The 18,112-nt window shown below is 63.8% G+C and carries 16 protein-coding genes; 5 read left to right on the top strand and 11 right to left on the bottom strand.

The window, feature by feature from the left end; all coding sequences use genetic code 11:
• Positions 1 to 5: 5 nt before the first annotated feature.
• From J2Y68_RS16995 to J2Y68_RS16985, 3 genes are all read right to left on the bottom strand, one after another.
• Complete coding sequence (locus tag J2Y68_RS16995) at positions 6 to 1,337, bottom strand: ABC transporter substrate-binding protein (protein ID WP_309995013.1); 1,332 nt, start codon at positions 1,335 to 1,337, stop codon at positions 6 to 8.
• Positions 1,338 to 1,452: 115 nt separating this feature from the next.
• Positions 1,453 to 2,250, bottom strand: coding sequence for a hypothetical protein (locus tag J2Y68_RS16990; protein WP_309995011.1), 798 nt, complete (start codon positions 2,248 to 2,250; stop codon positions 1,453 to 1,455).
• The gene (locus J2Y68_RS16985) at positions 2,247 to 3,326 is read right to left on the bottom strand and encodes a Gfo/Idh/MocA family oxidoreductase (protein ID WP_309995009.1); all 1,080 of its coding nucleotides are present in this window, start codon (positions 3,324 to 3,326) and stop codon (positions 2,247 to 2,249) included. Before J2Y68_RS16985 ends, J2Y68_RS16990 begins: the two co-directional genes overlap by 4 nt.
• A 189-nt stretch (positions 3,327 to 3,515) precedes the next feature.
• Here J2Y68_RS16985 and J2Y68_RS16980 point away from each other — a divergent pair, with 189 nt between their 5' ends.
• Entirely contained in the window at positions 3,516 to 4,733 is a 1,218-nt protein-coding gene (locus J2Y68_RS16980; RefSeq protein WP_309995007.1) for an ROK family transcriptional regulator, read from the top strand.
• Between the two features lie 82 nt (positions 4,734 to 4,815).
• Positions 4,816 to 6,009 (top strand): MFS transporter, encoded by a 1,194-nt coding sequence (locus tag J2Y68_RS16975; protein WP_309995005.1) that lies wholly within the window; start codon positions 4,816 to 4,818, stop codon positions 6,007 to 6,009.
• Positions 6,010 to 6,226: 217 nt separating this feature from the next.
• Here J2Y68_RS16975 and aceB read toward each other — a convergent pair whose 3' ends face one another.
• Positions 6,227 to 7,879, bottom strand: coding sequence for a malate synthase A (gene aceB, locus J2Y68_RS16970; RefSeq protein ID WP_309995003.1), 1,653 nt, complete (start codon positions 7,877 to 7,879; stop codon positions 6,227 to 6,229).
• Between the two features lie 305 nt (positions 7,880 to 8,184).
• On the bottom strand, positions 8,185 to 9,516 hold the full coding sequence (gene aceA / locus J2Y68_RS16965; protein WP_309995001.1) for an isocitrate lyase: 1,332 nt from the start codon (positions 9,514 to 9,516) through the stop codon (positions 8,185 to 8,187).
• Positions 9,517 to 9,660: 144 nt separating this feature from the next.
• Here aceA and J2Y68_RS16960 point away from each other — a divergent pair, with 144 nt between their 5' ends.
• The gene (locus J2Y68_RS16960; protein WP_309994998.1) at positions 9,661 to 11,175 is read left to right on the top strand and encodes a helix-turn-helix domain-containing protein; all 1,515 of its coding nucleotides are present in this window, start codon (positions 9,661 to 9,663) and stop codon (positions 11,173 to 11,175) included.
• 295 nt (positions 11,176 to 11,470) lie between these two features.
• Positions 11,471 to 11,665, top strand: coding sequence for a hypothetical protein (locus tag J2Y68_RS16955; RefSeq protein WP_309994997.1), 195 nt, complete (start codon positions 11,471 to 11,473; stop codon positions 11,663 to 11,665).
• Between the two features lie 74 nt (positions 11,666 to 11,739).
• Here J2Y68_RS16955 and J2Y68_RS16950 read toward each other — a convergent pair whose 3' ends face one another.
• Together J2Y68_RS16950 and J2Y68_RS16945 are read right to left on the bottom strand one after the other, a co-directional pair.
• Positions 11,740 to 12,024 (bottom strand): hypothetical protein, encoded by a 285-nt coding sequence (locus tag J2Y68_RS16950; protein ID WP_309994995.1) that lies wholly within the window; start codon positions 12,022 to 12,024, stop codon positions 11,740 to 11,742.
• A 135-nt stretch (positions 12,025 to 12,159) separates the two neighbouring features.
• Positions 12,160 to 12,774, bottom strand: coding sequence for a TetR/AcrR family transcriptional regulator (locus J2Y68_RS16945; RefSeq protein WP_309994992.1), 615 nt, complete (start codon positions 12,772 to 12,774; stop codon positions 12,160 to 12,162).
• Positions 12,775 to 13,075: 301 nt separating this feature from the next.
• On the opposite strand from J2Y68_RS16945, the gene J2Y68_RS16940 reads away from it, so the two are divergent.
• On the top strand, positions 13,076 to 14,005 hold the full coding sequence (locus J2Y68_RS16940) for a cytochrome b/b6 domain-containing protein (RefSeq protein WP_309994990.1): 930 nt from the start codon (positions 13,076 to 13,078) through the stop codon (positions 14,003 to 14,005).
• Between the two features lie 62 nt (positions 14,006 to 14,067).
• Here J2Y68_RS16940 and J2Y68_RS16935 read toward each other — a convergent pair whose 3' ends face one another.
• The 4 genes from J2Y68_RS16935 to J2Y68_RS16920 are packed head-to-tail and all read right to left on the bottom strand — an operon-like array spanning position 14,068 to position 18,007.
• A complete protein-coding gene (locus J2Y68_RS16935; RefSeq protein ID WP_374111535.1) occupies positions 14,068 to 14,904 on the bottom strand; it encodes a hydroxymethylpyrimidine/phosphomethylpyrimidine kinase in 837 nt (278 codons plus the stop codon).
• 43 nt (positions 14,905 to 14,947) lie between these two features.
• The gene (locus J2Y68_RS16930) at positions 14,948 to 15,940 is read right to left on the bottom strand and encodes a TAXI family TRAP transporter solute-binding subunit (protein WP_309994987.1); all 993 of its coding nucleotides are present in this window, start codon (positions 15,938 to 15,940) and stop codon (positions 14,948 to 14,950) included.
• Positions 15,933 to 17,348, bottom strand: a complete 1,416-nt coding sequence (locus tag J2Y68_RS16925) for a sensor histidine kinase (RefSeq protein ID WP_309994985.1) — start codon at positions 17,346 to 17,348, stop codon at positions 15,933 to 15,935. The genes J2Y68_RS16930 and J2Y68_RS16925 overlap by 8 nt, the downstream gene beginning before the upstream one ends.
• Positions 17,345 to 18,007 carry a response regulator transcription factor gene (locus tag J2Y68_RS16920; RefSeq protein ID WP_309995063.1) on the bottom strand — a complete coding sequence of 221 codons (663 nt, stop codon included), beginning with the start codon at positions 18,005 to 18,007 and terminating at the stop codon, positions 17,345 to 17,347. The genes J2Y68_RS16925 and J2Y68_RS16920 overlap by 4 nt, the downstream gene beginning before the upstream one ends.
• Positions 18,008 to 18,112 lie beyond the last annotated feature (105 nt).

The following is an 18,112-nucleotide window of genomic DNA, read 5'->3' as shown; positions in this document are numbered from 1 at the left end:
CCGTTCTACTTCTTCAGGACGGATTCGAGGCCGGACTGGAACGTCTGCAGGGCGCTCTTTGCGTCCTTTGCCTGGCCGGTGAGGATGGACTGGCTGAACTGGTTGAGGGCCTGGCCGCCGTCGAGGGCTGCGAGGTTGGCGTTGAGGGTGCTGCCCTGGGAGGCGAACGTCTTGGCGATGGGCTGCCAGTCCTTGACGATCTTGACGTTGTTGGGATCATTGGCGAACTCGGGCGTTTCCGTGATCGACTTGAAGACCGGAAGTGCGGACATGAGCTTCTGCTTCCACAGTTCCTTGAGCTGGCCCATGTAGTAGACGAGGAACTCTTCGGAGGCGTCCTGGGAAGGGGTGTTCTTGTACATCATGATGTTGTTCGGGAACACGATGGTGGCTTTGTCGCCGTGCGGGCCGGTGATGGGGTCGGCCACCAGCAGGTCGCCGGACGTGTCGCCCACCCGCTGGGGAACGTTGACCTGGAAGAGGCCGAATCCCGCCTTGCCGTCCTTCCACTGTGCCGACATGTTGTCCGTGGTGTAGCTGACCGCAGCTGGATCGATGATGCCATTGGAGACGAGTTCCAGGACGAATTCCATGGCTTCGACGTTGCGGTCGTTGAGGAGGTCCAGTTCGCCGGCCTTGTTCCAGACGCCGCCGCCGTTGTTGACCATCATCATGATCATGGAGTGGTTGCCGTAGTTGTTGCCCGAACCGGCGCCTGTGGCGAAGCCAAACGCGCCAACCTTCTTCAGTGCCTTGCCGGCTTCGAGCAGGGATGGCCAGTCGGTGGGGAGCGACACTCCGGCTTTCTCGAACAGCGACTTGCGGTACCAGAACACGCGCATGTCCAGCTGCCAAGGTACCGCGACGTAGCCCTTGTCCGACTTGAACGGATCGAGCACTCCGGGCAGGAAATCGTCGAACTGGCCGTTGGACTTCATCTTCTCGATGACTTTGTCTGCGTAGGCGATCTGACCCTGCTGATCAAACTGGAATGCCTGGAAGCCGCCACCGGTGGAAACAGCCGGACCGGTTTTGGACGCGATGGCCGAGGAGAACGTCTGGTAGAAGTTGTTCCACTGGATGATCTGGTAGTTGGCCTTGGCGTTGTTGGCGCCGGAGAAGCCCTCAGCGATCTTCTTGGCGGAATCGTTGTAGGCCGGTGTTGCCCACGGCATATCCCAGAACTTGATGGTGCCACCCGCACCGCCGCCACCGCCGCCCTGGCTGGCTGAGCCGCCTCCGCAGGCGGCGAGGAGCGGAACTGAGGCCGCGGCGGCGGTCAGGCCGAGAAAGCCGCGGCGGGAGAATGCTTTGTTGGCTGTGGACTGAACATTCATAGTGATTCCTTTCGGGACCGGCAACGCGGAGTCCGCGTCGATACGCCGGTCCAGCTCAACTTTGAGTAGGGCAAACGGATACTGAATGGCTGGTACTGCTTTGTGTTGCGGTGGTTCAGGTGAGGTTGGAAACGGATTCGGTCAGTTCGGCGAAGTGGCGCAGATCTGAGGGGACGGTGCCGGCGTCGAGGTGTTCCTTGAGCCGGCGCCACGTGGCGCGGTGGGCGGATTCGAACAGGGTGGGCAGAAGCAGTTCGCCGTGCGGGCCGGTGACCTTGACCGTGGCCGGCCACGCCGCGGACGGTTCGGGCAACGTGAGGTCGACGCCGCCGTCGTCAGTCAGCATGCTGAGCTGCAGGGACGCGGGCCGGGCGTCGGTCAGCACGCCCTGCAAGGCCACTGGAGCGCCATTGGCCAGCGTCGCGGACACCGTGTAGCCGGTAGCGCCGAGGCCCACGGTCCGTAGCTTGCCCAACGGACCGGTGACGCGCACGACGGCGGCAAGATGGTCCGCCAGCAGCTCACCGGAGTTGGTGCCGGCCGGGGCGGTTGCGACGGTGTCGAGCATCGCGGCACGTCCGGCGAGGGAGCGGACTGCGTCCTCGGCTGCGGGCATTGCAGGGTTGGATGCCCAGCGCTGGTCCAGGACCACTGCGGTGTTGCTGGGTCCGGCAGCCGCCTCGAGGGAGTCGGTGTTTTCCGGTGCCGGGTTGACCACCACGATGCCGCGCGCACCGCCGTCGATGGCAGTGACCGCCACAGCGGTCCATCCTGGCCGGCCGGCAATGACGTGCACGTTGGCTTTCGCTTCGGCAGCGGGACCGAACGATTCGGGAAGGGACGCGACCACCAACGCCACGGCACCGGCTCCGTGGGCCTCCGGCGCGGACCTGACTGTGTACTTGTGGCTCATGCGCGGATTCCTTCGGCAACGGAGTGCTGCGTCTCGAGGGTGGCTACCGTGGCGTCGGCGATGTCCAACGCGAAGGTGAGGTCGTCAATCAGGGTTTGCGCGGTGGGCGGCTGCTTCGTCCCCGTGGCGAGAGCTGCGAGTTCGCGCCACTCGCCTTCGTAGCCGTTGTGATCGAAGGGGCCGAGCACTGTGGTCCTGGTGCCCTGCGTCAAGGTGCTTGTGGCGGAACCGGCCTGCACGTACGACGGTGTGAAGTCGATGTGCAGGGCAGCCTCGTCGGAGATGGCTTCAAAGCTCCATTCCGGCTTCCATGTGTTGTTCATGGCCGCGCGGAGTTCGATGGTCCGCGTGGGAGTGCGCAGCGAGATGACGTAGCCGAAGGGGCGGACGTGGCGTGCCTCGAGCACCTCGATGTCCTTGAAATCCGGGGTGAACCGGCGGATCAGCGGGAGGTCGTGGATGGCCAGGCCCATGATGCCGCCGCGGAGTGCGCCTTTGATGACCTCAGGGTCCGAGTAGTCGGGCGTGCCGTTGGCGGGGCGGGTGATGATCTCCGTGGCGAAGTCCTCGAACCGGGCGTTGGGTGGGAGGACGATCGAGGACCGGATGGTGTGCGTGGTCTCGGGGAGGTCGGCCCAGTTCTCTTGGGCGGCAATCCAGCCTGGATCGAAGGTGTGCATGGCGCCGACGATGATCGGCACGCCCGTTTCCGCGCTGACCGCAGAGATCCGGGCCGCTTCCCCGGCGTTCATGGCGAAGGGCTTCTCGCAGAGGACGGCCTTCTTGCCGGCGCGGCAGGCGGCGATGACCTGCTCGGCATGGAACTGGTGGGGGCTGCAGATGGCGACAATCTCGACCGCGGGATCGCTGAGGAGGGCTTCGACGCTGGTGCTGTGGGTGGCACCGACGCGGGCGGCGACCGACTCGGCGACGGAAGGGTCCACGTCCATGATGTGGCGGACGGTGAGGATGTCGCCGAGCCGGGCGAGGGACGGCAAGTGGATGGCCTGGGTGACCGGGCCGGCGCCGAGGATGCCAACACCCAAAGGGCGGGTGGCGTCTGTGTGGCTGGACAAGTTCAGTTACCTCTTCGTAAGCGGACTTCTGGAGGTGAATCGATGGGGGAGATGGAGAGTATCGATCGCCTTGATGTGCTGCTCATCACAACCTAGGGGGACTTTTGCCGAGCGTCAAGCAAAAGTTGAAATAAGGCCGACATACTTCTGCTGCATGACACGCATAAGCAATCGTGCTTCACTAAAGGCATGACTTCAGCCAGCGCAAACGACGCCGGAAATGCCTCCGTGGTGGAGGCCGGCAACCTTTCGCGTGCTGGCGATCTGTTCCAACTTCTCCGCGACGGCCAAGCCCGCACCCGAGCCGAACTTGCCGTCACCACAGGGCTCGCCCGTTCAACAGTTGCTTCCCGCATCGATGCCCTGATTAATTCCGGACTTGTCGGGCCAGCAGGGGAGGCGAGTTCCAGCGGCGGCAGGCCGCCGTCGCGCTTTGCCTTCAATCCCGCCGCGCGCGTGGTCCTGGCGGTCGACGTCGGCGCGACCCACGTGATTGTTGCCGTCACCGACCTCAGCGGCAGCATCCTCGCTGAGCGGCGGCTTGGCCAGGAAGTCGCCGACGGCCCCGAAGTGGTCCTGGGCCGTTTGGTTTCCGCGGGACGTGAGCTCCTCGCCGAGGCAGGGCGGGAGCTCGGAGACCTCGCCGGAATGGGCATCGGATTGCCAGGGCCGGTTGAGCATGCCACCGGGCGGCCCGTGAAGCCGCCCATCATGCCCGGTTGGGACGGATTCGACGTCGTCACTTACGTTCAGCGACTGCTGCCCGTTCCCGTCTTGGTGGACAACGACGTCAACATCATGGCCCTCGGCGAACGGACCGCATTCTGGCCCGACCACGATAACTTCCTGTTCATCAAGGTCGCCACCGGCATCGGTGCAGGCATCATCAGCAGCGGTGAGCTGCAACGCGGCGCCAACGGCACGGCCGGCGACCTCGGCCACGTCCGTGTTCCGCGCGGCGACGACGTCCTCTGCCGATGCGGCAACCACGGCTGCCTCGAAGCGCTGGCCTCAGGCCCCGCCGTCGCCCGTCAACTCAAGGCCCAGGGGCTCGAAGCCGCCACCGGCGGGGACGTTTTGCGGCTCGTGGGCGAGGGAAACCTGCAGGCCATCCAGGCGCTGCGTCAGGCCGGGCGCGACGTTGGCGATGTGCTGGCCACCGTGGTCAACCTGCTCAACCCGTCCATGATCATCATCGGCGGCAGCGTGGGGGAGGCAGGCGAGCACCTCGTGGCCGGAATCCGTGAAGTGGTCTACCGGCGGTCCTTGCCGCTCGCCACCACGCACCTGCGCATCGGTATCTCCATGGCCGGGGATCGTGCAGCCATCCTGGGCGCCAGCCAAATGGTCACGCAACACGTTCTTTCGCCGGCCGTGATCGAAGCCACGCTGCAAGCTGCAGGCTGAGCCCCGTTGGGTGCCGTTCGCCGGGTGGCGGCGTGATAGCAATGAAAGTAATGTCTATTTTCTTCCCTTCCCGGTGCGTCCAATGAGCCAATTCCTTGCCAAAGTCCCGCGCGGCTGGCTGATCCTCGCTTGTATTGGGCTCATTGCCCTGAACATGCGCGGGCCTTTCGTCGCAGTGGCGCCCGTGGTGGATTCCCTGCGGCAGGACCTCGGGTTCTCGCCGGTGGAACTCGGGCTGCTGACCGGCATTCCCGTGCTTTGCTTCTCCCTTGCATCCCCTTTGGCCTCGTTGGCCGGGCGGCGCCTCGGAGCCGAGTTCGCGGTGATGCTCACCCTGCTTGGGGTATTGGCCGGTGTGGTGATCCGCTCCAGCGGCGGTGGTGCCCTGGTCATGGCCGGCACGGTCATCATTGGCGTGGCCATCACCATCGGCAACATCGCCGTGCCGCTCATCATCCGGCGCGACTTCGCGCCCCGGCGCCAAGCCACTGCCATGGGCGTCTACACGGCTGCCCTGAACATCGGCTCGTTCCTCACGTCGGTGGCTACAGCGCCCCTTGCCGAGGTGGTGGGCTGGAGGCTAGCCCTGGCCGCGAGTGCACTGTTGGCGTTGGCCGCGATTGTTTTTTGGGTGCCCACCGTTGGTGCGCGGCGTGCTTTTGTTCCGGCCGCTGTTCCTTTGCCGGTTGCTTCCGATGCGGGCCGCGTAGCGGGTGTGCGCTGGCTGACCGTGGGCTTGACACTCGGCTTCGCGGGCCAAGCTTTCTCTTATTACGGTGTCACCGCGTGGCTGCCCAGTTTCCTCGCTGATGAGCTCGCCATGGGCACAGCCGAAGCCGGTGCCGGCTCCTCGCTCTTCCAGATCTTCGCGATTGTTGGCGGCCTGGGCGTGCCACTCCTGGCCCGCTTCGCCAGTACGACGACGGTGGCGGTTACCTTGAGCGCGCTCTGGCTGGCCGTTCCCGTGGGCCTGTTACTGGCGCCTGGGTTCTGGTGGCTGTGGTCTTCGATGGGCGGTATTGCCCAGGGCGGCGGCATCACGGTCATCTTTATTGCCATCATCAAGTTCGCACACTCCCAAGCGGCCGCAGGGAAGATGTCCGCCGTCGTGCAGGGTGTGGGTTACTGCTTCGCCGCCTTGGCTCCCACGATTGTTGGCTACGTCCACAGTGCCTCGGACGGCTGGACTGTTCCGCTCTTCGTGATCCTCGGCTCCGTGCTCACGTTCTGCGTGTGCACCACGTTGTCCGTGCGCTGGGTGGCCCGGCAACGCTAGCTCTGGCGTGCCCGTTTCGATGGGTTGCTGCGGATTAGACGGTAGGAAGCGTCTTGCGTGCAGCGAGTCGTCGACGTGGGGTGCGCTCCGGACATGGAGAAGCCCCGTTGCTGGGCTGCCTCCCCGACCATCGGGGTCACTTGTTGCGAAGAGTGCAGGCAGCCCAGCGTCGGGGCGTGGTGTCCGCGGCGTGTGTCGCGGGGCTTGTGGTGCCTCCCTAGGCGGCGACGAGTTCTTCCTCCGTGGCCTCTTCCCGGGCCTCGGTGAGGAATCGTGCGTAGGCCGGGATGGTCAGGAAGGTGGGGAATTCCTCAGCCAGGGTTACTTCTTCGAAGATGGCGCGGGCGTCAGCGAAGCGGTCTCCGTCGAAGCGTTCCAGGCGGGCGAATTCCTCGTCCAGCAGATCCTCCACCCATTCGCGGGTGATGATGTCGCCGTTCTCGACGATCGCGTGGGAGTGGATCCACTGCCAGAGCTGGGACCGGGAGATCTCCGCGGTGGCGGCATCTTCCATCAGGTTGTGAATGGCCACTGCCCCGTTACCCCGCAGCCAGGATTCGATGTAGCGGATGCCGACCTCGATGTTCAGGCGAACCCCGCCCTCGGTGATGGTGCCCTCGGTGCTGGCGATGTCGATCAAGGCCCGGTCATCGGGGGTGACGTCCTCACGGGACTTGCCCAGCTGGTTCGGGCGGTCTCCGAGAACTGAGTCAAAAACTTCTCGGCACACCGGCACCAGGTCAGGGTGGGCTACCCAGGAGCCGTCGAAGCCGTCATTGGCCTCGCGGGTCTTGTCGGCACGAACCTTCTCAAACGATGCCTGATTGGCTGCCTCGTCCTTGCGGTTCGGGACAGCAGCTGCCATGCCCCCAATGGCCATGGCACCTCGCCGGTGGCAAGCACGGACGAGCTGCTCGGTGTAGGCCCGCATGAACGGCTGGGTCATGGTCACCTGGCCGCGGTCCGGGAGCACGAACCGCGGACCGCGGGTACGGAAGTTTTTGATCAGAGAGAAGATGTAGTCCCAGCGGCCGGCGTTCAAACCGCTCGCGTGGTCGCGCAGTTCGTACAGGATCTCCTCCATTTCGAACGCGGCCGTGATGGTTTCGATCAGCACCGTGGCGCGGATGGTGCCCTGCGGGATGCCGAGCAGGTCCTGCGCCAGCACAAAGATGTCGTTCCAGAGCCGGGCTTCGAGGTGGTTCTCGATCTTGGGCAGGTAGAAGTACGGGCCTTTACCCTGGGCGAGCAGTCGGCGGGCGTTGTGGAAGAAGTACAGGCCGAAGTCCACGATCCCGCCGGCGATCGGCTTGCCGTCGATCAGCATGTGCTTCTCCGGCAGGTGCCAGCCACGGGGACGAACCACGATGGTGGGCAGGTCCTCGGCGGACTTGAGCTTGTATTCCTTGCCCTCGGGGGACGTGAAATCAATCCGGCGCTCCAAGGCATCCGTCAGGTTGAGCTGGCCCTGGATCACGTTCCGCCACGTCGGCGTTGACGAGTCTTCCATGTCCGCCAGCCAGACCTTCGCACCAGAGTTCAGGGCGTTGATGGTCATCTTCTTGTCCACCGGTCCCGTGATCTCCACGCGACGATCCTCGAGCCCGGGAGCCGGGGGAGCCACGCGCCACGACGGATCATTGCGGATGCCCTCGGTCTCCGGCAGGAAACGCGGATCCTGACCACTGGAGATCTGGTTGCGCCGTGCGTGCCGCGCCTGCATCAGCTCCTGGCGACGATCAGCCGTAGCCCGGTGCAGCTTGCCGACGAACTCAAGCGCATCCGGCGTCAAAACCTCGTTCTGCCGGCAAATGGGCTGCGCGGTGATATTGATTCCATTGATAGTGAAGTTGTCAGTGAAGCTGTTCATGTCAATCTCTCCTATGAGAAGCAAATGTTCGACGGCGGTGCTTACGTGAGGTGCCCACGAGGCCGGAGGTGCGGTGATGCGGCAGCCTGCGTAAAAGGGGCCCTGCGTCCCGGTCCGTCCTCGCTCAGCGAGGTCGAAACCGGGACGTGGGGAATAGCAGGCAGAGCATTACCGCTCCGCAGGGCGGAGGCGACAATCGCCGTCGTGCCTTCCGGTGAGCGAAGCGAACAGCTCACCTTGGGCGGAATGGGCCCACGGCCGCCGGGTTCCCTCGCGAGCTTGCGAGCGGAGGGGGCGGCTGGGGATTAGTGGAACTGGCCTTCTTCGGTGGATCCCACCAGGGCCAAAGTGGATGCGTTCGGGTTGAGCGCAGTTGCGATGTCGTCGAAGTAGCCGGTGCCGACTTCGCGCTGGTGCTTGGTGGCGGTGTAGCCGCGGGATTCGGAGGCGAATTCCTTTTCCTGGAGCTCGACGTAGGCGCTCATGCCTTCACGGGCGTAGCCGTGGGCGAGATCGAACATCGAGTAGTTCAGGGCGTGGAAGCCGGCCAGGGTGATGAACTGGAACGTGAAGCCCATGGCACCAAGTTCGCGCTGGAACTTCGCGATGGTCGTGTCGTCCAGGTGCTTGCGCCAGTTGAAGGACGGGGAGCAGTTGTAGGAGAGCATCTGGTCCGGGAACTCAGCCTTGACCGACTCGGCGAACTTGCGTGCCAGTTCCAGGTCCGGGGTGCCCGTCTCCATCCAGATAAGGTCGGAGTACGGTGCGTAGGCCTTGGCACGGGCGATGCAGGGTTCGATGCCGTTGCGGACCTTGTAGAAGCCCTCGGCGGTGCGAACAGGCTGTCCACCTTCGCGGAGGATGAATTCCTGGTCGCGCTCGTCAACGTCTGAGGTGATCAGGGTTGCTGCTTCGGCGTCGGTGCGGGCAATGACAACCGTCGGGGTACCGGCGACGTCGGCTGCCAGTCGGGCTGCGTTGAGGGTCCGGATGTGCTGCTGGGTGGGGATCAGGACCTTGCCGCCCAGGTGGCCGCACTTCTTTTCGGATGCGAGCTGGTCTTCCCAGTGAACGCCCGAGGCACCTGCGGTGATCATGGATTTCATGAGTTCGTAGGCGTTGAGCGGGCCACCGAAGCCGGCTTCGGCGTCGGCGACGATCGGGACGAGCCAGTCCTCGACGGTCTTGACGCCCTCGGCGTATTCGATCTGGTCTGCGCGGAGCAGGGCGTTGTTGATGCGGCGGACAACCTGCGGCACCGAGTTGGCCGGGTACAGGGACTGGTCCGGGTAGGTCTGGCCCGACAGGTTGGCGTCGGCGGCGACCTGCCAGCCGGAGAGATAGATTGCGCGGAGGCCGGCCTTGACCTGCTGTACGGCCTGGTTGCCGGTGAGTGCGCCGAGCGCGTTGGTGTAGCCGCCGGTGGGAGCTTCCTCGGTGAGCTGCTTCCAGAGCTTCTCCGAACCGCGGCGGGCCAGGGTGTGCTCTTCGGAGACGCGACCGCGGAGGCGGACGACGTCGGTGGCCGAGTAATCGCGGGTGACGCCTTCCCAACGCGGGTTGGCGGACCATTCAAGTTCCAGCGCTGCGGCCTGCTGCTCTGCACTCTGCTCTGCTGGTTCAAATGAAGCGGTCATTTCTGTCTCCTAGGTGGTGCCCGGCCCGGCCGCTGCTGCATCGTTGCGGCACCGGCCGGGTTGTCCGGGGTCTGTATTTCCTTTTCGTAAGACCTACTTTTCTGCACTTTCAATAGGCTTTCTAGAGGAAAACTATGGAAAGAAATGCACTTCTTCGCGTATTCTCAAGAAATGTCGCCTGTTAGCTGGAATCGCGAAGTAGCATCGCCATCGTCGTCCCCTGCGGCCCCGGAACTGGACGTCATCAGTCTGGGCCGCCGCGTACGGCACCTGCGCAAGCAGGCGGGGCTGACGCTGGACGGCTTGAGTGCTGCCGTCGGGACCGCACCAAGCCAACTGAGCCTGATCGAAAACGGCAAGCGCGAACCCAAGTTGGGGCTGCTGCAGCAGTTGGCCGCATCACTCAACGTAAGCATCGATCAGCTGCTCGGGGCGGAGCCGCCGAGTCGCCGGGCGGCGTTGGAAATTGAACTGGAACGGTACCAGCGCGGCCCCCTGTACGAGTCCCTGAATCTCCCGAAAATCCGCATCAGCTCGCGGCTTCCGCTGGAAGTCCTGGAGTCCCAGGTGGGGCTGCTTCAGGAGCTCGAACGCAAACTCAATGAGCAAGCCGCGACGCCGGAGGAGGCCCGCCGAGCCAACGGTGAGTTGCGTGCCATGATGCGCGAGCGCGGGAACTATTTCCCCGAGTACGAGGCGGAAGCGCAGAAGGTCCTCAAAGGGGTCGGCTACACCACCGGTCCGCTGAGCCAGCACGTCATTGCGGACATCGCCGAGAACCTCGGTTTCACGCTGCACCACGTAGGGGATTTGCCGCATTCCACCCGTTCGGTGACGGATTTGAAGAACCGCAGAATTTATCTCACGCAGAACCAGCGGCAGGATCACGATCCACGATCTGTTTTGCTCCAAGCGCTGGGACACTACGTCCTGGGGCATGAAACGCCCCGGAACTATGGGGACTTCCTGGCCCAGCGCGTTGCGACCAACTACTTTGCCGCGGCTTTGCTGCTGCCGGAGCAGGCCACGGTCGAATTCCTCCAGAAGGCCAAGGCCGCCAAGGAAATTGCCGTGGAGGACATCCGCGACGCCTTCGCCGTGTCCTACGAGACCGCCGCGCACCGTTTCACCAACCTGGCCACGAAGCACTTGGGCATCACCACGCACTTCCAGAAGACCCACCAGTCCGGCATCATCTACAAGGCGTACGAGAACGACGGCGTGACCTTCCCGCAGGACCACACGGGAGCGATTGAGGGGCAGCCGTCGTGCAAGGCATGGACCTCTCGGGCGGTGTTCGACGTGCCGGACAAGTTCAGCGCTTACAGCCAGTACACGGACACTCCATCGGGCACGTACTGGTGCACTGCACGGACTGAACGGTCCGCGGCCGGCGAGTTTTCATTGAGCATCGGGGTGCCGTACCAGCACGTCAAGTGGTTCCGGGGCCGGGAGACCACGGCCCGTGCAACGTCCAACTGCCCGGACCCGAACTGCTGCAAGAGGCCGCCTGCCTCGCTGGCGAACGAGTGGGCCGGCAACGCGTGGCCCTCCGCCCGAGCACACTCCCACCTGTTGGCCGCCATGCCTCCCGGAGCGTTCCCCGGCGTGGACGAGACCGAGGTGTACTCCTTCCTGGCGGCGCACTCCGAACGCTGACCCCCAACGCTCCTTCACGTTCCGCCTGCTTTTTCCCGATGCTCTCTCACGTTCCGCCTGCTTGGGGCGGTCGCTCGCTCACGTTCCGCCTGCTTGGCGCGGACGCTCGCTCACGTCCCGTCGGTTTGGCGCGGACGCTCTCTCGCGTTCCGCGTTCTTGATTGTGGGCTCTTGAGAACCTTCGAATGTGAAAGCCGTGCTTTCTGGGCGCGACCACCTGCATCCTCACACATTGCGGCTACGCCGGCGCGGGCATGTTTGACAATTGTCTGGCCTGTGTCACTAAGGTAATTCGGTGGATAAAAAGATGTTGGGTGCTATTGCGGCTTGGGTGGCCGCTCTTGCTGTTGTCATCTGCTGCGTTGCGGTGGCAATCGAATTCCCGGTACCTGTCAAGATCGCCATGGTGGCAGGAGCGGCACTGTTGCTGCTGTCTGCAGGTGGGCTGATCGGTGCCGGCATCGCAGCACAGAAGAAGTCACCAACCTGAAGATCGCGTCGATCCGCCGGAATGGTGAAGGCGCCAGCATCGAGAACGCCCTGGCGCAGCGGATACATCGCCCGTCAAGCCAGCCCAACAAACGGCAGACGCCGAATCACTGAAGGTGAGTCGTTCTCCGGCCAGCATTGCTGGAGAATCGGTGCATGATCAGCAAGGCAGAGGATGAGGGATTCGTGGTTCGTGTGGGCGGTCGGTCCCGAGCGGAGGTCGTACAGCTGCTTCTCAATAACGGAGTCTTGCTCAATAGCCACGCTGAGGCGCTGCTCGCTCACCCCGCATTCGAGGCCCGAACGAGTCGAAACTTGCGAATCGTCGAGCGAACGGTAGATGGACTCGGCTTCAAGCACGGCGCGGCACAACCTAAGATATTCGAGGCTGCCAGGAACCAAGGCCTCGAACTCTGCGTCCCGAGCCGCCCAGCCTCATCGTAAGATTCGCGGTTCGCGGACAGTTTGCTTGGCGCAGCTTGGGTGGGTACGGAGCTATCCGACCAGTCTCCGGACCAGCACTGCCGCAGCTTCAACCACGGCGTCGGCCTCACGCTTGGTGGCGCTCAGGGCAACTTCCTGCCCCGACACCGTCACGATGTCCGTGATCACCGCGACTGTGAGCCTGCCAAGGGTGTCGTCGCTGGCGCCGAGGAGCACCGAGTTCTGCCGGACCCATTCCCGTCCCCGTTCCCGCCTGAGCAATTCGAAGCCCGGGGGAGTGTCGCCCTCGATGAACACCCGTTCCAAGTCCCGGTGCTTCCAGGCGTAGTCGAAGTAGCTGCGGCTGCCCACGTTGAACAGTGTCAGGGGATCGTCCTCGCCGTCTTTCCGCGCTTTCGCGACGGCGGCTGCGACGAGTCTTTCGTGTTCGTTCTGGTAGTCGTTCCAGAGGGCGAGGAAGAGCTCGGTCTTTCCGCCGAAGTGGTGGTACAGGCTGCCCACACTGGATCCGGCACGGGCCACGATGTCAGTAATGCCAGCATCGGTAAAGCCGTGTTCGATGAAGACCCCGGCCGCCGCGTCCAACAAGTTGCGCTGGGTGGCCGCCGTGCGGGTCCATTGCCACGAGCCCGCGTTACTGGCAACTTCGGACGTCTTGCGAACCATGCAGGGCTCCTTCCGCGGGCAGAACGGACACCGGTGTGTCGACCAGCTATTTTTTGGAATCCTATCCCCGAAAGAATCCACATAGCCAGCCGCAAGCCTTGACTGACCACTAAAGCACGGGAAATAATTCTGGAAGTCTGTTCTAGAAATACACATTGCGGCATGTATCCGAATGCTGCGATTTTTGACGTCGAACGCCCCGAAACCCGGGTGCCGTTTTCACCGTCGGGCTGCAACTGGTTGAATCGCTATATAGCGCCAACTGGTCGCAGCCAAACAAGCCAGAGAGGAACGCGGCCTGATGTCCGTTTCAAGCAAGTCGTCCGGGATCACGTCGAACAGGTGGTTCAAACCCGTCGCCGTCACCGCAGGAGCTCTGGTGGTGGCACTGATCCTGGTTCTGGTGGCACAGTGGCTCCGGACCCTTCAGCCGGTCCAGCAATTCTTGACGGACTACCCCGGCCATTCGGCCATCCCTGAAGGCACTCCTACTGGCTTCCCCGCATGGCTTGGCTGGCAGCACTTCCTGAACATGTTCTTCATTGTCCTGATCATCCGTTCGGGGTGGCAGGTGCGCACCACCACGCGGCCGGCAGCCAACTGGACCAGGAACAACAAGGGCTTCATCAAAACCAAGAACCCGCCTACCAAGATCAGCCTGGACCTCTGGTTCCACCTGACGCTGGATGCGCTCTGGGTCTTGAATGGCATCATTTTCATCGTGTTGCTCTTCGCCACCGGTCAATGGTTGCGGATCGTCCCCACCAACTGGGACGTCTTCCCGAACGCTGTCTCCGCCGGCCTGCAGTATGCCTCGCTGAACTGGCCCGTTGAAAATGGCTGGAACAACTACAACAGCCTTCAGCTCCTGACCTACTTCGTCACGGTCTTCATTGCGGCGCCGCTGGCCATCATCACCGGCATCCGGATGTCCGGCGCATGGCCCAAGAAGGCTGCGATCAACAAGTACTACCCGATCGAGCTGGCCCGCAAGATCCACTTCCCCGTGATGATCTACTTCGTTGCCTTCGTGATCGTCCACGTGACCCTGGTGCTGGCCACCGGCGCCCTAAACAATTTGAACCATATGTACGCGTCCAACAACGACTACAGCTGGTGGGGCTTCGGAATCTTCGCGGCCTCCATCGTCTTCACGGCAGCCGCCTGGTTCCTTGCCCGCCCACTGTTCCTGCGTCCCATCGCCTCACTCATGGGCAAGCTCTCACGCTAAAGCTCACGCAAAGAAAAGCAGCCGCCTCGGAACACTCCGCGGCGGCTGCTTTCGTATAGGAGCTAGGACAACGCCCCACCCTGCCACAGCGCGTCAAAGGGAGCGCCGGAGGACACACGGTTCTTGATCCCTTCGGTGACGAAAGCCTTGGCAGTGCGTGCGGCTTCCAGCGGCGTCGCGCCCTTAGCCAGCTCAGCGGTCACAGCCGCGGCCAACGAGCAGCCCGCACCTGACACAGCAACATCGCCCACTTTCGGAGCGCGCAGGACTTCCAAGGTCTCGCCGTCGTAATAGACGTCGACGGCGTCCGGGCCTTCCAGCCGCACCCCGCCTTTGGCGAGGACTGCTGCGCCGCTGATCTCGTGGATGCGGATCGCAGCAGCCTTGAGGGACTCTTCATCGGTAATCGTGAGCCCGGACAAGGACTCGGCTTCGAAGTGGTTCGGCGTGACGAAAGTAGCCAGCGGCAGGATCTGGGCCTTCAGTGCCTGGTCGGTGTCCAGGGCGTGGCCCGGCTCCTGGCCTTTGCAGATCAAAACAGGATCCAAAACCACATTCGCGAAAGCGCCGTCCGTCAGCGCCTTTTCCACCGTGCTGATGGTCGCCGGGCTGCCGAGCATGCCGATCTTCACTGTGTCCAAAACGGAAGGCGCGCCGGAAGCGGCACCGTAGGCCGCCGTCGTGGCTTCGAGTTGATCCGCGATGACCTGCTGGTCCACCGGCACAAAGCGGTGGTTCCAGTTGTCCTGCGGGTTGAAGGAAACGATGCACGTGAGGTTCGCGATGCCGAACACTCCGAGTTCCTGGAAGGTCTTGAGGTCCGCTTGCGCGCCGGCGCCACCGGTCGCTTCGGAACCGGCGATGGTCAGGGCAATGGCAGGGGCAACGGCTGAAGTCATGGTTTCCATTTTGGCAGTTGCTCCGGTCCCGCTCCTAAACGGCCTAGCCGTGCAGCGTCCGGTATGCCGCCTCCGCGGCAGGGTGCAAGGGCACGCCCGCGGTGTTGATCAGGGTTTCCGGGCTGAGGAATTGCACACCGGTGCTCGACTTCGGAACCAAGTCCTGGGCTTGTTCCACCAGCAGTTCCACGGTCTGACGAACAACGTGGTCGGCAAGGTCCCTGCGGCAGAGGAGGAGGTTGGCGACGCCGACCGTCCACACAGCGGGCGCGTCACCGTAACTGTTGGCGGGAATAAGGACGCGGTCGTAGAACGGTCCAAACTGCGAGCGCGTTGCGTTGATGAGGTCCGATAGGTCCACCAAGCGGAGGCCAACGTCCTTGGCAGTGGACGCGATGGCTGCGGTGGGGACGCCTCCGGACCAGAACAGAGCGTCGATGGTCCGGTTCTGCAGCGCCGCGAGCCCTTGGTTCAGCCCCAGGTTCACTTGGGTGAGCGCGGGACTGGTTTTTGCGGATGACAGGCTGGAGGCCTCGATGATCCTGGGAGCAGTGAGGGATGTCCCCGACCCCACTTCGCCCACGCCCACGGTTTTCCCCGCGAGGTCGGCAAAGTTCCGGATGCCGCTGTCCTTCCGCACGATGCAGTGGACATAGTTCTGGTAGACCTTGCCGAGAGCTACAAGGTCTGCGGGTCGGGGTGGCCGGTCACCGGGGCTCGACTGCTGGGCGGCCGCGTCCGCAAGCGCGACGGCGAGCGTCGCCTCCCCGGCCACCACCCGCCGGATGTTCTCCAGGCTCCCACCGGTGACTACAGGCTCCGCCGTTTCGGCCACGCCTTCCTTTTGCAGCAAGGCCGCGAGCAGCGTGGCGAACTCCAGGTAAAAGCCGCCAGCTTCACCGCCGGCCACCGTCAGTTTCCGGGGACGTTCGCCCGGGGTGCAGGCTGCTGTTGCGGGAAGGAAAAGACCAGCCACACCCACGGCCAGCCCGGCCTTAAGTGCAGACCGCCGGGGCATCACCTTCGACTCAGGCATCCTGCGCGTCCTCCGGTTTCGCAAACTCGAGCCGTGCCGTCAGCCCATGCGGCTCGCGCGGCTCAATGACGAGCCGGCCGCCGTTTGCTTGGGCCAGCCGATCCACGATGGTCATGCCCAAACCGTTGCCAGGGATTTTGCTGTGCTGTGGGGCCCGCCAGAACCTGGTGGTGGAAGCGGCACGCTGCTCGGCTGGGAGGCCGGGACCGTCGTCGGAAATTACGACGGCGCTTCCGCCTGCCGTCTGCTGCGTGGCCACGGTGATGGTAGCTCCGGGGGCGTACTTGATGGCGTTGGCAATGAGTTCTCCCACCATGTGGGCAAGTTCGTCGGGGTCGCAGTTGATCTGGTTTTCGTGTGCGGGGCCCTCTAGCGTAAGCCGGGATCCCGCCCGTTGAGCGGCAGGTACGGCCCGTTCTACTTCGCCCTGCAGGATGGGGAGGGGGTCGATGACGGCTTGCCGCTGGTGCTCTGCGGCTTGGTCCGGGCGGGTAGACCCCTCGAAGGCGCGGTGTTCCGCCGTCGCCAGCTTCAGCACGCCGTCGAGCATTTCCTCAACCCGCTCAAGTTCCGCCACAACACCAGCTGCCGCAGCCTTCTCCTGCTGCCCTTTGAGTTCCAGCTGCAGCAAATCGATCCGCAGCCGAAGCGCCCCAACAGGGTTTCTAAGTTGATGCGATGTGTCAGCGATCAGCCGGCGCTGGGACTCCATACTCTCCGTCACGGTGTCCGCCATGGCGGTGAAGGAGCGGCTGAGTTCGCGCAGTTCGGGCGGTCCGGCGTCGGGAAGTTGGCTTGTTTTACCCGTGGTTTCGAGCTCGTGAACTGCCCTGCTGAGCCGGTTGACCGGGCGCAGGACCCACCCGGTGATTCGCGCTGCGGCGAGCAGGAGCAAAGCTGCCAACGCCAGCGCCGCGAATCCGACCACCAGCCATCGCTCCCGCAGCTTTTGCCGGGCGGCATCGAGGTTGACTTCCACAACAGCCTCGCCGAGGACTTGGCTGGCCGTGCCGAACGACCTGGAAATGATGTCGTTGCCGGTCCCGAAAGCACTGATGGGGTTCAGGGTGGTGTCGCTGAGGTTGAGGCTCGCCCGGTTCAGTGCGTCCTGGACGTCGGGCCGCTCTTCGCTGAGTCCGCCGGAACGGACGGTTCCCTCCTGTGTGCGGATCAGGATTCCCTCGCCGTAAAGCTCGGAGTAGCGGTCCATTTCGCGCTGCAACTGACTGGTGTCTTTGTCTTGGGCGGCGTCGCTGGCCAGTTGCGCGAAGCGGTTGAGGGCGGCGACGCGGTTGATCTGAAGTTCCTGGGTGAGCTCCCGGCTGGCCGAGGTCAGGATCACGCTGGAGACCGTCACCACGATGATGACCACCAGCAAGCTCAGGATGCTGAGAACACGGACTTTCACGGCTGCTCTACCCGGTAGCCAACGCCCCGGACGTTGATGATGAAGCCGGGCAGCTGCAGCTTGGACCGCAGGCCTGTGAGGTGCACGTCCAAGGACCTGGAATGTGTCACGAACGCGTCGCCCCAGAGTGCGTCCAGGATCTGCTCGCGGGTCACCACCGAGCCCGCGTTCCTGACGAGGAGGCTGAGGAGGTCGAACTCGGTTGCTGTCAGGGCGAGTTTCCGTTGGCCGACGGCGGCCAGGCGGCGGTCGAGGTCGACCTCGAGTTCGCCCAGGACGATGGCGTGCGGAGCTTCCTGGCCGCCGCGGTTGGTGCGCCGGGTGACGGCTTCGATCCTGGCAAGCAATTCCACGAGCTTCACGGGCTTGACCAGGTAGTCGTCTGCTCCGGACCTGAGACCCAGGACCACGCTCCGCTCGTCATCCCGGGCCGTCAGGATGAGGATGGGGATGTTGGTTACTTGGCGCAGCTTGCGCAGCACATCCAAGCCATCCAAATCCGGAAGGCCAAGGTCCAGCAGGACCACCTGGTGTTCCCGGTGGGCCAGCAGCGCATCCTCGCCGCGGGACACGCGGGTGTGTGTATGTCCGGCCGAAGCGACGGCAGCGCTCAAGGCCGACGCCATGGCGTCGTCATCCTCGACGATGAGCACGTGCACTGTCATGGTCCTTTGGATTGGGGCTGGTTCGCTGTTGGCTGGTTCGCTACTAGAGCTTAACGTTGTGAGGCCCGCTCTGCGCCCTTCGGAGTACCCAAAGTGCGC

The sequence above is a fragment of the Paenarthrobacter nitroguajacolicus genome (assembly GCF_031455195.1).
Lineage (GTDB): Bacteria > Actinomycetota > Actinomycetes > Actinomycetales > Micrococcaceae > Arthrobacter > Arthrobacter nitroguajacolicus_D.
The sequence above is the reverse complement of the archived record's forward strand: the minus strand, read 5'-3'. Positions and strand labels throughout refer to the sequence as shown.

What these genes read in the sequence shown, in the direction of transcription:
- J2Y68_RS16930 (WP_309994987.1), bottom strand. Translation starts at nt 15,940, where the DNA reads ATGCCTGAGTCGAAGGTGATGCCCCGGCGGTCTGCACTTAAGGCCGGG.
- J2Y68_RS16995 (WP_309995013.1), bottom strand. Translation starts at nt 1,337, where the DNA reads ATGAATGTTCAGTCCACAGCCAACAAAGCATTCTCCCGCCGCGGCTTT.
- J2Y68_RS16975 (WP_309995005.1), top strand. Translation starts at nt 4,816, where the DNA reads ATGAGCCAATTCCTTGCCAAAGTCCCGCGCGGCTGGCTGATCCTCGCT.
- J2Y68_RS16980 (WP_309995007.1), top strand. Translation starts at nt 3,516, where the DNA reads ATGACTTCAGCCAGCGCAAACGACGCCGGAAATGCCTCCGTGGTGGAG.
- J2Y68_RS16990 (WP_309995011.1), bottom strand. Translation starts at nt 2,250, where the DNA reads ATGAGCCACAAGTACACAGTCAGGTCCGCGCCGGAGGCCCACGGAGCC.
- J2Y68_RS16940 (WP_309994990.1), top strand. Translation starts at nt 13,076, where the DNA reads ATGTCCGTTTCAAGCAAGTCGTCCGGGATCACGTCGAACAGGTGGTTC.
- aceA (WP_309995001.1), bottom strand. Translation starts at nt 9,516, where the DNA reads ATGACCGCTTCATTTGAACCAGCAGAGCAGAGTGCAGAGCAGCAGGCC.
- aceB (WP_309995003.1), bottom strand. Translation starts at nt 7,879, where the DNA reads ATGAACAGCTTCACTGACAACTTCACTATCAATGGAATCAATATCACC.
- J2Y68_RS16960 (WP_309994998.1), top strand. Translation starts at nt 9,661, where the DNA reads ATGCACTTCTTCGCGTATTCTCAAGAAATGTCGCCTGTTAGCTGGAAT.
- J2Y68_RS16935 (WP_374111535.1), bottom strand. Translation starts at nt 14,904, where the DNA reads ATGACTTCAGCCGTTGCCCCTGCCATTGCCCTGACCATCGCCGGTTCC.
- J2Y68_RS16945 (WP_309994992.1), bottom strand. Translation starts at nt 12,774, where the DNA reads ATGGTTCGCAAGACGTCCGAAGTTGCCAGTAACGCGGGCTCGTGGCAA.